Annotated in this window: 9 protein-coding genes, 1 tRNA gene and 1 pseudogene; 5 read left to right on the forward strand and 6 right to left on the reverse strand. The window is 63.6% G+C overall.

Annotated elements, in window-relative coordinates:
* Nucleotides 1-190: 190 nt before the first annotated feature.
* The 5 genes from gltB to ACNI3R_RS20175 all read right to left on the reverse strand — a co-directional run bounded on the left by gltB (nucleotide 191) and on the right by ACNI3R_RS20175 (nucleotide 8,838).
* Nucleotides 191-4,729 (reverse strand): glutamate synthase large subunit, encoded by a 4,539-nt coding sequence (gene gltB, locus ACNI3R_RS20155; RefSeq protein WP_426186962.1) that lies wholly within the window; start codon nucleotides 4,727-4,729, stop codon nucleotides 191-193.
* Entirely contained in the window at nucleotides 4,729-5,484 is a 756-nt protein-coding gene (locus ACNI3R_RS20160; RefSeq protein WP_426186965.1) for a DUF2059 domain-containing protein, read from the reverse strand. The genes gltB and ACNI3R_RS20160 overlap by 1 nt, the downstream gene beginning before the upstream one ends.
* Nucleotides 5,481-6,932, reverse strand: coding sequence for an NAD(P)-dependent oxidoreductase (locus tag ACNI3R_RS20165; RefSeq protein WP_426186968.1), 1,452 nt, complete (start codon nucleotides 6,930-6,932; stop codon nucleotides 5,481-5,483). Before ACNI3R_RS20165 ends, ACNI3R_RS20160 begins: the two co-directional genes overlap by 4 nt.
* A gap of 158 nt (nucleotides 6,933-7,090) precedes the next feature.
* A complete protein-coding gene (locus tag ACNI3R_RS20170; RefSeq protein WP_426186971.1) occupies nucleotides 7,091-7,891 on the reverse strand; it encodes an undecaprenyl-diphosphate phosphatase in 801 nt (266 codons plus the stop codon).
* 11 nt (nucleotides 7,892-7,902) lie between these two features.
* Nucleotides 7,903-8,838 carry a complex I NDUFA9 subunit family protein gene (locus ACNI3R_RS20175; RefSeq protein WP_426186974.1) on the reverse strand — a complete coding sequence of 312 codons (936 nt, stop codon included), beginning with the start codon at nucleotides 8,836-8,838 and terminating at the stop codon, nucleotides 7,903-7,905.
* Nucleotides 8,839-8,943: 105 nt separating this feature from the next.
* On the opposite strand from ACNI3R_RS20175, the gene ACNI3R_RS20180 reads away from it, so the two are divergent.
* Nucleotides 8,944-9,030: transfer RNA gene (locus tag ACNI3R_RS20180), tRNA-Leu, on the forward strand.
* A 146-nt stretch (nucleotides 9,031-9,176) separates the two neighbouring features.
* Here ACNI3R_RS20180 and ACNI3R_RS20185 read toward each other — a convergent pair.
* Nucleotides 9,177-9,266, reverse strand: a pseudogene (locus ACNI3R_RS20185) (DNA starvation/stationary phase protection protein); the annotation flags it as partial.
* Nucleotides 9,267-9,599: 333 nt separating this feature from the next.
* Between ACNI3R_RS20185 and ACNI3R_RS20190 the strand changes: the two are divergent.
* The 4 genes from ACNI3R_RS20190 to ACNI3R_RS20205 all read left to right on the forward strand — a co-directional run bounded on the left by ACNI3R_RS20190 (nucleotide 9,600) and on the right by ACNI3R_RS20205 (nucleotide 14,985).
* Nucleotides 9,600-9,815, forward strand: coding sequence for a helix-turn-helix domain-containing protein (locus ACNI3R_RS20190; RefSeq protein WP_426186977.1), 216 nt, complete (start codon nucleotides 9,600-9,602; stop codon nucleotides 9,813-9,815).
* A complete protein-coding gene (locus ACNI3R_RS20195) occupies nucleotides 9,815-11,152 on the forward strand; it encodes a type II toxin-antitoxin system HipA family toxin (RefSeq protein WP_426186980.1) in 1,338 nt (445 codons plus the stop codon). Before ACNI3R_RS20190 ends, ACNI3R_RS20195 begins: the two co-directional genes overlap by 1 nt.
* Before the next feature lie 241 nt (nucleotides 11,153-11,393).
* Entirely contained in the window at nucleotides 11,394-13,523 is a 2,130-nt protein-coding gene (locus ACNI3R_RS20200) for an McrB family protein (RefSeq protein ID WP_426186983.1), read from the forward strand.
* A 136-nt stretch (nucleotides 13,524-13,659) separates the two neighbouring features.
* Nucleotides 13,660-14,985 carry an McrC family protein gene (locus ACNI3R_RS20205; RefSeq protein ID WP_426186985.1) on the forward strand — a complete coding sequence of 442 codons (1,326 nt, stop codon included), beginning with the start codon at nucleotides 13,660-13,662 and terminating at the stop codon, nucleotides 14,983-14,985.
* Nucleotides 14,986-15,147 lie beyond the last annotated feature (162 nt).

Below are 15,147 nucleotides of genomic sequence, written 5' to 3' on the forward strand. Positions count from 1 at the left end.
GCTGCGATGGATGTCCACTTATAAAAAGAGCTGCCGTTCGCCGCGTCACTCAAAAATAGCCACAAAGTCTTAATCGCTGCCCCTTACGCACTCGCTATTCCGCTCGGCGACGAACATCTAACAGCCCTCAGCGTCGCCCTCTCCCCATCCAACCACCGCCGGCCTCCCCCGAGACCGGCGGCTCTCACCCTCACTCCGCCGCGACGATCTCACTCTCCACATCGTTCAGCGGATGCTCCAGGCGGTTGATCATCTCCTTCGGGCAGACCTGCCAGAAGCGCGTCCGCCAGCGGTCCCAGTCGTCGAGGACGGAGTGGGCCCATTTGCTGTCGGTGCGTTCGGCATGTTCGGCGATCAGCGACTTGCAGCGCATTTCCCACCGCACCGATCCGAAGCGCTGCCAGATGATGCTGTCCGGGTTGGCGTTGCGTTCGAAGTCGCCATGCTCGTCCAGCACGAAGGCCATGCCGCCGGTCATCCCCGCGCCGAAATTGGCGCCGACGCGGCCCAGGATCACGGCGATGCCGCCGGTCATATATTCGCAGCCATTGGCGCCGCAGCCTTCGACGACCACGGTCGCGCCCGAGTTGCGCACCGCGAAGCGCTCGCCCGCCTGCCCCGCCGCGAACAGCTTGCCGGCGGTGGCACCGTAGAGGACGGTGTTGCCGATGATCGTGTTCGACTTGGTCTCCAGCGGGGACGACACCATCGGGCGGACCGCGATGATCGCGCCCGACAGGCCCTTGCCGACATAGTCGTTGGCGTCGCCGAACACCTCCAGCGTGATGCCCTTGACCGCGAAGGCGCCGAGCGACTGGCCGGCCGATCCGCGCAGGCGGATGTGGACATGGCCGTCGGCGAGCGAGGACATGCCGTAGCGCCGGGTGATCTCCGCCGAGAAGCGCGTGCCCACCGCGCGGTGCGTGTTGCGCACCGTATAGGTCAGCTGCATCTTCTCGCGCCGCTCGAACACCGCTTTGGCATCCTCGATCATCTGCGCGTCGAGGCTGTCGGGCACTTCGTTGCGGAAGGTGGGGATGTTGAAGCGGCGCTTGTCGGCGGGCGCGTCGACCTTCGCCAGCACCGGGTTGAGGTCGAGATCGTCGAGATGCTCGGCGCCGCGGCTGACCTGGCGGAGCAGCTCGGTGCGGCCGATGATCTCGTCGAGCGAGCGGACGCCCAGCTTGGCGAGGATCTCGCGCACCTCCTCGGCGATGAAGGTCATCAGGTTGATCACCTTCTCGGGCGTGCCCACGAACTTCTTGCGCAGCGCTTCGTCCTGCGTGCAGACGCCGACCGGGCAGGTGTTCGAATGGCACTGGCGCACCATGATGCAGCCCATCGCGACCAGCGACAGCGTGCCGATGCCGAACTCCTCGGCGCCCAGGATCGCCGCGATCACGATGTCGCGACCGGTCTTGAGGCCGCCGTCGGTGCGCAGCTTCACGCGGTGGCGCAGGCCATTCAGCGTCAGCACCTGGTTGGTCTCTGACAGGCCCATTTCCCACGGCGTGCCCGCATATTTGACCGAGGTCTGCGGGCTGGCGCCGGTACCGCCGACATGGCCGGCGACCAGGATGACGTCGGCATGCGCCTTGGCGACGCCCGCCGCGACGGTGCCGATGCCGGCCGAGCTGACCAGCTTCACGCACACCCGCGCGGTCGGGTTGATCTGCTTCAGGTCGTAGATCAGCTGCGCCAGATCCTCGATCGAATAGATGTCGTGGTGCGGCGGCGGCGAGATCAGAGTCACGCCCGGCGTCGAATGGCGCAGGCGCGCGATCATCTCGGTCACCTTGAAGCCGGGCAGCTGCCCGCCCTCGCCGGGCTTGGCGCCCTGCGCGACCTTGATCTCCAGCTCCTCGGCGGCGCCCAGATATTCGGCGGTGACGCCGAAGCGGCCCGACGCGACCTGCTTGATCACCGAATTGGCGTTGTCGCCGTTGGCATAGGGGGTGTAGCGGCTCTTGTCCTCGCCGCCCTCGCCCGACACCGCCTTGGCGCCGATCCGGTTCATCGCGATCGCCAGCGTCTCATGCGCCTCGGGGCTGAGCGCGCCGAGCGACATGCCGGGCGTCACGAAGCGCTTGCGGATCTCGGTGATCGGCTCGACCGAGTCGATCGCTATGCCTTCACGCGCCCAGTTGAACTCGAGCAGGTCGCGCAGATAGACCGGCGGCAGATCGCGCACCCCGCGCGAGAATTGCAGATAGGTCGAATAGCTGTCGGTCGCGACCGAGGTCTGCAGCAGGTGCATCAGTTGCGCCGAATAGGCATGCGCCTCGCCCCCTGCCCGCTGGCGGTAGAAGCCGCCGACCGGCAGCGACACGACGGTGTCGTCGAACGCGGCGTCGTGGCGCAGCTTCAGGTTGAGCTGGAGCGAGTTGAACCCCTCGCCCGAGATCTTCGCCGGCATGCCGGGGAAGAAGTCGTTGACCAGCGCGCGGCTGAGCCCGACCGCCTCGAAATTATAGCCGCCGCGATAGCTGGAGATCACCGCGATCCCCATCTTCGACATGATCTTGAGCAGCCCGTCGTCGATCGCCTTGCGGTGGCGCTTCAGGCACTCCTCGAGCGAGCGATCTCCGAACAGGCCGCGCGCATGGCGGTCGGCGATGGCGGCTTCGGCCAGATAGGCGTTCACCGTGGTCGCGCCGACGCCGATCAGCACCGCATAATAATGGGTGTCGAGGCATTCGGCCGAACGGACATTGACCGACGCATAGGAGCGCAGCCCCTTGCGGACGAGATGGGTGTGGACGGCGGCCGCCGCCAGCACCATCGCGATGGCGATCCGGTCCGGCCCGACATGCTCGTCGGTCAGGAACAGCTCGGCCTTGCCCTCGCGCACCGCCGTCTCGGCCTCGGCGCGGACGCGGGCGATCGCCTGGCGCAGCGCATCAGGCCCGCCATGGGCGTCGAAGGTGCAGTCGATCTCGGCCGCCTGCGCGCCGAAATGATCCTTCAGCGCATGCCAGTCGCGGCAGTGGAGCACCGGGCTTTCGAGCACCAGCACGTCGGCCTGCTGCCCCTCATTATCGAGGATGTTGGCGAGATTCCCGAAGCGAGTCTTCAGGCTCATCACCTGGGTTTCGCGCAGCGAGTCGATCGGCGGGTTGGTGACCTGGCTGAAATTCTGGCGGAAGAAATGGCTGATCAGGCGCGGCTTGTCGGAAATGACCGCGAGCGGCGTATCGTCGCCCATCGACCCGATCGCTTCCTTGGCGTCCTCGACCTGGGGCGCGAGGATCAGCTCCATATCCTCCAGCGACATGCCGGCGGCGACCTGGCGGCGCAGCAGCTCGGCGCGCGGCCAGCGCGGGATCATGTCTTCCGCCGGCGCCGGCAGATCGGCGCGGGTGCGGAAGTTCTTCACCCATTCGCCATAGGGCTTCTCGGCGGCGATGCGCGCCTTGATCTCGGCATCGCCATAGATCCGCCCTTCGTCCAGGTCGACCGCGATCATCTGCCCCGGCCCCATGCGGCCCTTGGCGACGATCGTGCTCTCGGGCACGACGACCATGCCGGTTTCGGAGCCGACGATCAGCAGATTGTCAGCGGTGCGCGTGGTGCGCAGCGGGCGCAGCGCGTTGCGGTCGACGCCCGCCACCGCCCAGCGGCCATCGGTCATCGCCAGCGCGGCCGGGCCGTCCCACGGCTCCATCACCGAACCGAAATAGCTGTACATCGAGCGCAGCTCGGCCGGCATGTCGGGGCTGTTCTGCCACGCCTCGGGCACCAGCATCAGCTTGGCGGTCGGCGCGTCGCGGCCCGATCGGCAGATCGTCTCGAACACCGCGTCGAGCGCCGCCGTGTCGGAGGCGCCGGCCGGGATCAGCGGCTTGATCTCGTCCGAATGCTCGCCGAACGCCAGCGAGGCCATCTTGATCTCGTGGCTCTTCATCCAGTTCTTGTTGCCGCGGATCGTGTTGATCTCGCCATTATGCGCGAGCGACCGGAAGGGCTGCGCCAGCCACCATTGCGGGAAGGTGTTGGTCGAATAGCGCTGGTGGAAGATTGCGACGCGGCTGACGAAGCGCTCGTCCTTCAGGTCGGGATAGAAGACCGACAGCTCTTCGGCCAGGAACAGACCCTTGTAGACGATCGAGCGCGCCGACAGCGAACAGATGTAGAAGCCCTGGATCTGCGCCTCGATTACCTTGCGCTCGATCCGGCGGCGGATGAGGTAGAGGTTCTTCTCGAACTCCGCGAGGCTCATCGCGTCGGGCATCGGCCCGGCGATCATGATCTGCTCGATCTCGGGGCGCGTCTGGAGCGCCTTCTCGCCGATCACCGACACGTCGACCGGCACCTGGCGCCAGCCATAGATGGTGTAGCCGAAATCGATGATCTCGCTTTCGACGATCGTGCGGCAGGTCTCCTGCGCACCCAGATCGGTGCGCGGCAGGAACACCATGCCCACCGCGAGGCGGTTGGGCAGCGGCCGATGGCCGGAATGCTCTATCGCATCGTCGAAGAAGCGGACGGGCAGGTCGACATGGATGCCGGCGCCATCGCCGGTCTTGCCGTCGGCATCGACCGCGCCGCGGTGCCACACCGCCTTCAGCGCATCGATCGCCGCCGACACGACGCGGCGCGACGCCTTGCCATCGGTCGCCGCGACGAGGCCGACGCCGCAGGCATCGCCTTCGAACTCGGGCCGATACATGCCTTCGCGGGCGAGCCGCTCGCGCTCGGAGGCCATCCAGTCGTTTTCGGTGTGGCTCATCACTTCATCTCCGCGGGGTCGAGCCCCAGCAAGGTCGCAAGGCGTTCACGCTCGGCAGGGCTCAGGTCCTGCGGCTTTTTCGGCTTCGGCAGGTCGGCCGTCCGTTGCTCGATCGTCTTCATGATCTGGGGCAGCGCCTTCATCATCGCCGGCATCAGTTGCTGCATCCGCGCCAGAAAGGCCGGATCGGTCTGGATCGTCATCGATCCGGCGGCAAAGGCCCTGCCCGCATCGGTCTGGAAGAACGCGTCGATCGCACGCAGCTCGGCCGGGCTGAACTTGCGGGCATAGGCTTCGGCCAGACCTTCGCGGAAGCTCGGCTCCATAGCAGTCATCAACTTGCCCATCTCGCTCGCCATGACCGTCATCGAGCGGTTGGTCCGCTCCTGAAAAGCGGGATCCATGATCGTCAGCACATCGCGGAACCGGGTCGAATCCAGGGCTTTGATCTTCTCGGGGTCCTGCCCCATCGATTGGGCGAGCGCGCCGATCGGCATCGACAACATGCTGTCCATCATCGATTTGGACATCTGCCCGATCGAAGCGTCCATGACCTTCTGAAAGGTGCCGTCGGGCAGGATCGCTCCAGCGATGCGCGATGCGAGCGCCAGCGCGGCGGGATCGGATGCTGCCGGTGCGGCTTCCGCCGCAGCCTTGCTGTCCGATGGCGTGGCGGCCGGGGCCGAAGCAGCGGACAACCCCAGAACGGCAGCCGTCAGCGCAAGCCTAGCGCGGCAGAAAAAATGCCGCTTCATGCCGCCACCTTCTCGGCGGCGGCGGCCTTCGCCTTTTCGCGCAGATATTTGTGCATCCGCTCGGCGACGTCGCGGCCGTCGCGGATCGCCCAGACGACCAGGCTGGCGCCGCGCACGATGTCGCCCGCGGCGAACACGCCTTCGACCGAGGTCTGCATCGTGCGGTGGTCGACGCGCAGCGTGCCCCAGCGGGTCACCGACAATTCGGGCGCACCGAACATCGTCGGCAGATCCTCCGGATCGAAACCGAGCGCCTTGATCACCAGATCGGCCTCCAGACGGAACTCGCTGCCCGGATCGGCCTCGGGCGTGCGCCGGCCCGAGGCATCGGGCTCGCCCAGCCGCATTTTGATCGCGCGGACGCCGGCCACAGTCCCCTCGCCGTCGAACGCCTCGGGGGCGGACAGCCAGACGAACTCGACGCCCTCCTCCTCGGCATTCTTCGTCTCACGCTGCGATCCCGGCATGTTCGCCCGGTCGCGGCGGTAGAGGCAACGAACCGACTCCGCGCCCTGGCGGATCGCGGTGCGGACGCAGTCCATCGCGGTGTCGCCGCCACCGATCACGACGACCCTCTTGCCCTTCGCATCGAGCAGGCCTTCGTCGAAGGCCGGCACGGCATCGCCGAAATTCTTGCGGTTGGAGGCGGTCAGATAGTCGAGCGCCTCGACGATCCCGGTCGAGCCCACGCCCGGCGCCTTGATCGCGCGCGGCTTGTAGACCCCGGTCGCGATCAGCACCGCGTCGTGGCGCTCGCGCAGTTCGGCGAGCGTCGCGTCGCGGCCGACCTCGAACCCCTGGTGGAAGACGATGCCCGCCTCGACGAGGCGCTGGACGCGCCGCATCACCACAGGCTTCTCCAGCTTGAAGCCTGGGATGCCGTAGGTCAGCAGCCCACCCGCGCGGTCGTGGCGGTCATAGACATGGACGTCATAGCCGCGCGCACGCATCAGTTCGGCGACCGTCAGGCCGGCTGGCCCCGCACCGATCACCCCGACCGACTGGCCGCGATCGGGCCCGACCTGCACCGGCTCGACCCAGCCCTGCTCCCAGGCGGTGTCGGTGATGTACTTCTCGACCGAGCCGATGGTGACCGCACCGTGCCCGGCAAACTCGATCACGCAATTGCCTTCGCACAGCCGGTCCTGCGGACAGATGCGGCCGCAAATCTCGGGCATGGTCGAGGTCGCATTGGACAGCTCATAGGCCTCGCGCAACCGACCCTCGGTGGTCAGGCGCAGCCAGTCCGGGATATGGTTGTGGAGCGGGCAATGGGTCGCGCAATAGGGCACGCCGCATTGGGAGCAGCGCGACGCCTGCTCCTCGGCCTTGCCCCCGGCATAGCGGGCCGAAATCTCGGCGAAGTCGGCGATGCGAGCATCCGCTTCCCGCTTGTCGGGATAATCCTGATCCACGCGCACGAACTTCAACATCGGCTCATCAGCCATGACTTGTCCTCCGGTTCGGAGGGCAAATCTCACAGCCAAGCGGCGGAGTCACGCGCAAAACGCGACATAAGGCAGTATTATTGACCTATATCCTGTGGATTTTGGCAGAACATAACCGGTCGACCGCACGTCACCCCTATTATACGTCCGTATCGGACCTATCTAAAAACCAGCCAGATCAACGCGATACTGCCCGCGACGATGCGATACCAGGCGAAAGGCGCGAAGCCATGCCGCGTCACCACGTTCAGAAACCAGCGGATGACGACGATCGCGACAAGGAACGACACAAGGAAGCCGATGGCTATCGCGGTCAGCTGTGCGTCGCCCAGTTCGTGCCGCGCTTTCCAGAGGGCAAGCGTGGTCGCGCCCACCATCGTCGGAATGGCAAGGAAGAAGCTGTATTCCGCCGCCGTCCGCCGCTCGACCCCCATGGTCAGCGCGCCCATGATCGTGGCGCCCGAGCGGCTGACCCCGGGGATCATCGACAGGCACTGGACGAAGCCGATGGCAAGCGCGGTCCGCCCCGGCATCCCCTCGACCGTGTCGCAGGTCACCCGCTGGACGCTGCGCTCGATCAGCAGGATCGCGATCCCGCCCAGGATCAGCGCCACGGCGACGATGATCGGTGCCGTGAGCATCGCCTTGATCGCGCCATAAGCGAGCGCTCCGATCACCGCCGAGGGCAGAAAACCCACGAGCACGTTGCGCGTGAAGGCGATCGCCGTCGGATCGCGCCGCGCCAGCCCCGCCAGCACCGCCGCGAAGCGCTGGCGATAGAGCACCACCACCGCGAGGATCGCCCCCAGCTGGATGACGATATCGAAGGTCTCGGTCCCCTGCGGAACCTGCATGACCTCGCCGGCGAGGATCAGATGGCCGGTGGAGGAGACGGGGATGAACTCGGTCAGCCCCTCGACGATGCCGAGGAGGATGATCGACAATAGCGACATTTCCATGATGCGGTCGATCAGGCCGGTTTGGTGCTGGTGCCGAACCGGCCGCTGGGACGGAAGCTGACCAGCCAGGCCGGCGCCACCGCCTCCATCGGCGTGGGCGTGACGCCGAACGCCTCGATCCCCTTCGCGCCGGGCGAGACGACATTGTCGGCCTGCAGCATCAGCCACTGGTCGCGCGTGATCGGTGCGCCCGGCAACAGGCTCATGGCGCTCACGAGCGGAGCGCCGAGGGCGTCGGGGATCGGCAGGATCGCCGGCGTGCGACCGATCGCCTTGGCCAGCCAGTGGTGGAGGTCGAGCATCGAGATCGTCTCGGGCCCGCCCAGCTCATAGGTGGTGCCACCATGGCGCTGCGGATCGGCAATCGCGCCCGCCACAGCGCGCGCCACGTCCGAAGCCCAGATCGGCTGGAACTTCGCCACCCCGCGCAGCACCGGCACGACCGGCAGCGACAGCATCGCGGCGAAGCGGTTGAGGAAGCCGTCTTCCTGACCGAACACGATCGACGGCCGCAGGATCGTCGCCTGCGGGAAAGCCTCCCGCACTGCGACCTCGCCCTCGCCCTTGCTGCGACCATAAGCCGAGGGCGATTCGGGATCGGCACCTATGGCCGAGATGTGAATCAGCGATTCGACGCCCGCCGCAGCCGCGGCCTGCGCAACGATCTGCGCGCCGCGCCGGTGGATGGCGGTGAAGTCGCCCTTGAGGATGCCGACCAGGTTCACGACCGAATCGGCGCCGGCAATCGCATGTTCGACGCTGGCGGCGTTGGTGATGCTGGCGGGCACGAACTGGATCTGCCCCAGCCCGGCCAGGGGCTTCAGAAAATAGGCGTCGGAGGGATCGCGCTCCGCGATTCGAACGCGTGCGCCGGCCTTCAGCAGCTCCTGCGCAACATAACGTCCGAGGAAACCACCACCTCCGAACAGAGTGACAAGACGGCTCATGCCCATATTCCCTTGATGCTGCGATTTTCTCCGCATTGCCCTGCAAGGAAGCTGTTGACAAGGCACAAGGAGCGCCGCTATCCGCCCGGCTCCGCAACCGGAAATGCCCAGGTGGTGGAATTGGTAGACGCGCTGGCTTCAGGTGCCAGTGGCCGCAAGGCCGTGGAGGTTCGAGTCCTCTCCTGGGCACCACTCTTCTAGCGATAATGTCGCAGAATGCGTGATTTGCACCGTTGCATCGGTGCCATCCTCTCACAGATTAGCTTTGATATAGCGCGCACTTAATTTGTGGACCGCGCCAGCATTCCGGGGCGAGCTTTCGCCCGCCCCTGCCCCCCTCACTCCTCCAGCAGGGCGCGCAGCATCCAGGCGGTTTGTTCGTGGATGCCGATGCGCTGGGTCAGCAGATCGGCGGTCGGCTCGTCGCTCACGGCCTCCAAGCACCGCATAGCTATCAGGCTATCTGCCATAATAAGATCGAGCGCGCAGGCCCCAATCAAAGGCTTGGCTAGGCGCAGCGGCCAGCTGGGCCATGGCCGGCATTCATCGTCATATTGAGCGCTGGCGATCGACATGGATAAATTCACTCATTCCAACGACCCTCGACAGCACGAAAAATCTGCTCAAGCGATCAAAAAACTTACCGATCGGTAAGAATTTCGAGATGAGCGGCGCTATCATAGCTCATCCTTCCCGATCGGGAAGAAATGTCCTTGAAGCTCTGCTGCACATATGAGAACTTCCCGCTCGGGAAGACCGACATGATTGAGAACGCAACCCAATTCGGCGAAGCCGTCGCCTCAGCCCGAAAGGCCCTTGGCCTTACCCAGCGGGAGCTGGCGCTCGCAATCAACAGCGGCGAGCGCTTCATTGTCGATCTGGAAGCAGGAAAGCCCACCGCCCAACTCGGCAAGGCACTCACTGCTGCCAAGGCTGTCGGCTTGCGGATCACCGCCACCGGCATATCGCAGGCTTGATGGTGACCCTTCCGGTTCACTACAAAGACCGCCTGGTCGCTACGATCAGCGCTGACACGCGCGCAACCCACCTCGCGTATGACGAAGCCTGGCTGTCATCCTCCGATAGCTTCCCGGTTTCGCTGGCAATGCCGATCCGGCCAGAGCCCTATGAGGAAGAACAGGTCCTCCCCTGGCTGATGAACCTGCTGCCGGAAGGCGAACCGCTGCGCGCCATGACGCGCATGCTAGGCGCTGCACCGGAGGACGCGCTCGGTCTGATCGCACAGACCGGCAACGATCTGGCAGGCGCGCTCAGCATCGCGCCGCAGCCGCCGCGCGGCGAGCCCGGCTATCGTCCGATCCCGAATGCCGGTGCATTGGAACGTATCATAGAGGAACTGCCCGCGCGGCCATTCCTTGTGGGTGAGGACGGCGTCTCGATGAGCCTTGCCGGCGCGCAGGCAAAGCTGCCGGTGGCCGTCATCGAAGGCCAGATTGCGGTGCCGATCAACGGCGCACCATCCACCCATATCCTCAAGCCCGACAATCCACGCCTGCCCGGCAGCGTCCAGAACGAGGCGCTGTGCATGGTTCTCGCTCGCAGGATCGGTCTCAATGTCGCGCCGGTTACAACCGGCGTTGCGGGGAAGCGCAGCTATCTGCTTGTCGAGCGTTATGACCGTACAGGCACCGGCACCAATGTCCGCCGCCTGCATCAGGAGGACTTTTGCCAGGCTCTCGGTCGTCCGCCTGCAGCCAAATACGAGTTCAACGGCACCGGCGTTCGCGGCCCCTCTATCGCCGACATGTTCGCCCTCGTCCGCCAGCATATGACGGCGCGTGACATCACCCGGCTGCTGGACGGCGTGGTCTTCAATATCGCCATCGGCAACGTCGACTCGCACGCCAAGAATTACTCGATCCTGATAGGTCCCGGTGCCCCGCAGCTTGCGCCGCTTTACGATCTCATGTCCGGCCTCGCTTGGGCGAACATCACCCAGAACCACGCCCAGGCGATCGGTGGCCAGCGCCGCAGTCGGCACATCTATGGCCGCCACTGGCGGCGCATGGCTGAAGCCGCAGGCCTGGCAGCGCGGGGAACGGTGCAGAGGGTGGAGCAGGTGACGGCACGGTTGCTGCGCGAACTGCCCGCAGCGGTCGAGGAGGTGGCAGCAATGCCGGCAGGTTCATCGATGCTGGAGATCTTCGCAAAGGAGATCGAGGAGCGGGCAACCGAAGTCAGGGCGCATGCAGGCCAGGAAGGCGTGCCAGAAGTCAGCGAAGTGCCCACGGACAAAGCTCCGATGATCGGCGCAAGCGCTTATTTTTCTGACCGGGAAGCGGGAGCGCCATGACCAAAGCTATCTTCGTTCATCGTACCGACTCGATCTACGACGACAGCCCGGCGGAGCAGTATCAGTCCCCGCGCCAATACCTGATGGCAGACGCCAAACTTCGGAGATCACATGCATAGGCAAGGGAAGGTCCCCTTACTGGGGAAATTCAATCGCTGTAAGCAGCTACCCCTCAACTTGCGTCTTGTGCGATTCGTGAAGAAGGTCGACCCATCAATCTATACCGCGCTGAGGTGCGTATATGCGTGAGGCTGAATTTCGGGCCTGGTTCGAAGCCAACGATTATGACGGCGCGACGATTGGCACTCAACTTGCTCGCGCCAAGCGCATCGAGCAGAGTTATGGCGACCTCGATGAACTGTACCGCGAGGGGAAACTGGCGGCGCTAAAGTCTGAACTTTCCTATTCATCCGCCGATGAGCGCGCCAACCGACCCAATCCCGCCAAATTCCCGGTTAATGGCAACATCCGGACTTCGATGGCGAGCTATTGCAGCACCATCGAATATTATTCGAAATTCTGCGCCTCATTTGACCGCGTGCAGCAAGCGGACAGCCAAAACATCACTGCTGATGCCATCGAGGCGGCAATGGATGAATTTGACGCCATCGGCCTCGAAGGTTTCAAGTCGCAATATGGCTTTGGCAGACCCCAGAAATACTGGGTGCGGCGTCCTGGCAACGCAAAGCTCTATCCTGCCAAGGCGATTGTGGGCGTCTCGCACGGACATGTGCCCGGTGGCACTGCGTTAAAGGCGTCAGACTTCTATGGCGGTCAGGGAGAGCAGGCCGCCAACGGCACCCTGCGCAAACTGGGTTATGAAATCGTCGAGGACGGAAAGCAGGTACAGGCCCTAATTCATTTGCCTGCCGACAGTCCGCTTGAAGGCGTCAGCGACCCGAGCGATGGCCCCTACTGGTTTGTCGGGGCGGCATTCGGTCGCAAGCAGGACCAGTTCGACCGGTTTATTCGTGACGGCATCTGGGAAATCGATGCGCCGCAGCCATGGGACGAGGAAAAGGTTCTTCGCATGCGTCCCGGCCAGCGCATTGCGATCAAATCCACCTACGTCCGCTGGTATAATCTGCCGTTCAACAATCGTGATCGTGCCGTTTCCTGCATGGCGATCAAGGCGATTGGCACCATCGCCGAAAATCCGGGCGACGGCGCGCGTATCCGCGTGAATTGGGAAGCAGGCTTCGAACAACGGGAGTGGTATCACTACACCTATCAGCCGACGATCTGGGAGGTTTATCCGCGCAAGGAAATGGCGCGCCGCCTGATAGCGTTCGCGTTTGCAGGTGCAGGTCAGGATTACGACTGGTTTCTTGAGAACCTGTCCAACTGGAAGGATATGGCGGAAGCGCCTGTGCCTGAGGCGGACGACGCGCCGGACCCCAGAAAGCGTAACCCGGTCAACCTCATCCTTTACGGGCCTCCGGGCACTGGCAAGACCTATCGAACAATGGCCGAAGCCGTGCGACTGGCGCTGGGGTTGGATGACACCGACCCCATCTTGACGGATGCAGAAAGGCGCGCTGACTTGCGCGCCGAATATGATCGGCTTGTTGCGCTCGGGCAGATTGGCTTTGCGACCTTTCACCAGAACTATGGATATGAGGATTTCGTCGAAGGGCTGCGGCCAAAGGCCATCAAATCGGGCTCCGGGTTTGAACTGATCCCCACTCCGGGCGTTTTTCGGAAGATGGCCAGCGTCGCCGCCGACAGCGATGAAGAGCATGTGCTCATCATCGATGAGATAAACCGGGCAAACATCTCCAAGGTGTTCGGAGAACTGATCACCCTGATCGAACCAGACAAACGAAAGGGAATGGCCAACGGCTTGGCCGTGACCCTGCCTTATTCTGGCGAAACATTTTCAGTGCCCGCCAACCTCCACATCATCGGCACCATGAACACAGCGGACAGGTCCATCGCACTGCTCGACACCGCTTTGCGGCGGCGGTTCAATTTCCGCGAAATGGCGCCGGAACCGGGCTTGCTTGGTGTGGTCGATGGGATCGACCTCAAGGCCGTGCTCACCACCATCAACCAGCGCATCGAGTATCTCATCGATCGCGAGCACCGGATCGGACACGCTTTTTTCATCAATTGCGGGACAGCCGAGCACGTTCACGCCGCCATGCGCGACAAGGTAGTTCCGCTGTTGCAGGAATACTTCTTCGAGGACTGGAGCCGTATTCACGCGGTGCTGGGTGACGGGTTCATCCAGGAAGACAAGCTTGATCGGCCACCGGGTATCGAAGGCGACCGGGTTTCGAGCTGGTCGGTGCTCGCACCGTTCAAGGCCGATGCATTCGATCGGTTGATCGGTAAAGTGGTCAAGGCAGCGGAGGAGCCTGGCGAGTGATCGCCGAGCTGGCGCCCCATCTGCTCCCCGGCGTGCCTGTCGAGCGGGCTGCCGCCTGCTCGTGGCGGGAATGGTTGGCGTGTTTCCCGCCTAGCCCGACCGATCCTACCGATCGCGCCATCGCCCGGTTCCACCCGTGACCCATCTGACCGTCCCCGAATGGGGGCCTACGGGCGTACACAATGACACCGGCGTAGCGCCGAAGAACGCCTTTACCCGGAGTCAGGCAAATGCCCTGCTTCGGGCTGCGCGATCGCATATGCTGGCTAATAAGTCCGGGACCAATATCCTTGTCGATCGCTACAGCGAGATAAGAGCCCAGCAAGTTGTTGGAGTTATTGCCGCCCCGGGTTGCAGTCTTGAAATTCTGCCCAAGATCGATGCAGCGTCGGATGAGGATGATGAAACAATCCGCACGCGGCTTGTTGCCATGCTCGACATTGCGCTTGGTCTCAAACTCGGAGACGGACAGGCGCTGCCCATGGCGCGGCAGAGGGAAAACTTGCTCGATATTCTGATCCGCCTGTTTACCGATCGCCTGCTGGCCGAGGCGCGGCGCGGCTTGCCCCGCGGCTATATAGCTCAGGAAGACGATCTAGCAGCGCTGAGGGGGCGGCTCGATGTCATCCGCCAGTTTACCCACCACGCCGTGCGACCCGACCGGCTTGCCTGCCGCTTCGACACTCTGAATCCTGATATCCCATTGCTGCGTATCATGAAGGCCTGTGTTGTCCTGCTCCGCCATCATGCGCGTACCCTGGAGACGCAGAGGCGACTGGATGAGCTCCGTTTCCTCCTTGCCGATGTGAGTGATGTGGCTGTCAGTGTCTTACCTTGGACGCAGGTGCGCATCGATCGGACGAACCATCGTTGGGAAAGCCTGTATGGATTAGCCAAGCTATTCCTGAAGCGCGAATGGCAGCGCACTAACTACGATGCCAAAGCGGGCCAGGGAATTACCTTGCTGTTCGCCATGAATGATCTGTTCGAAGCCTATATCGCCGCTCTGGCCCGCAAGGCGTTGCAGGGAAGCGATCTGACCGTCCATTCCCAGGGCGGATTGCGATATTGCCTGATGGAGGAGTGCGAAGGCGGCAAGCCGCGCTTCCAGACGACGCCGGACATTCTGATCAAGCGAAATGGGCAGGTTCAGTTGGTAATCGACACCAAGTGGAAGCTGGTTGGTCAAAATCCCGAAGACAAGAAACGCGGAGTGTCGCAGTCGGACGTCTATCAGATGATGGCATATGCCCGGCTCTATCGGTGCCGCGAGGTGATGTTGTTATACCCTCATCACGCCGGTCTAGGAGGCGATGGTCTGAACGCCGCTTACGCCATAATGGAGGGCAATGAACGCCTGCGGATCGCGAGCGTAAACCTGACTGCTGGAAAACAGGCGGTTCAACAGCGGCTAGCGGAACTGATTGTCCCCGATGTTGCCGGCTTGGAGGTAGACGCATAAAATGGCCGGCGACAAAGCGTTGTAATATAAAGCCTTGTTCGCACATCACGGTCCCTCTTCTGGCACCATTTTTCTAGCGACTGGTTCGCAAAATGCGTGATCTGCACCGAAGAATCGGTGCCACTATCTCACAGATCAGCTTCGTTGTTGCGCGCACTCATT

This window comes from Rhizorhabdus antheiae (assembly GCF_049889055.1).
Taxonomy (GTDB): domain Bacteria; phylum Pseudomonadota; class Alphaproteobacteria; order Sphingomonadales; family Sphingomonadaceae; genus Rhizorhabdus.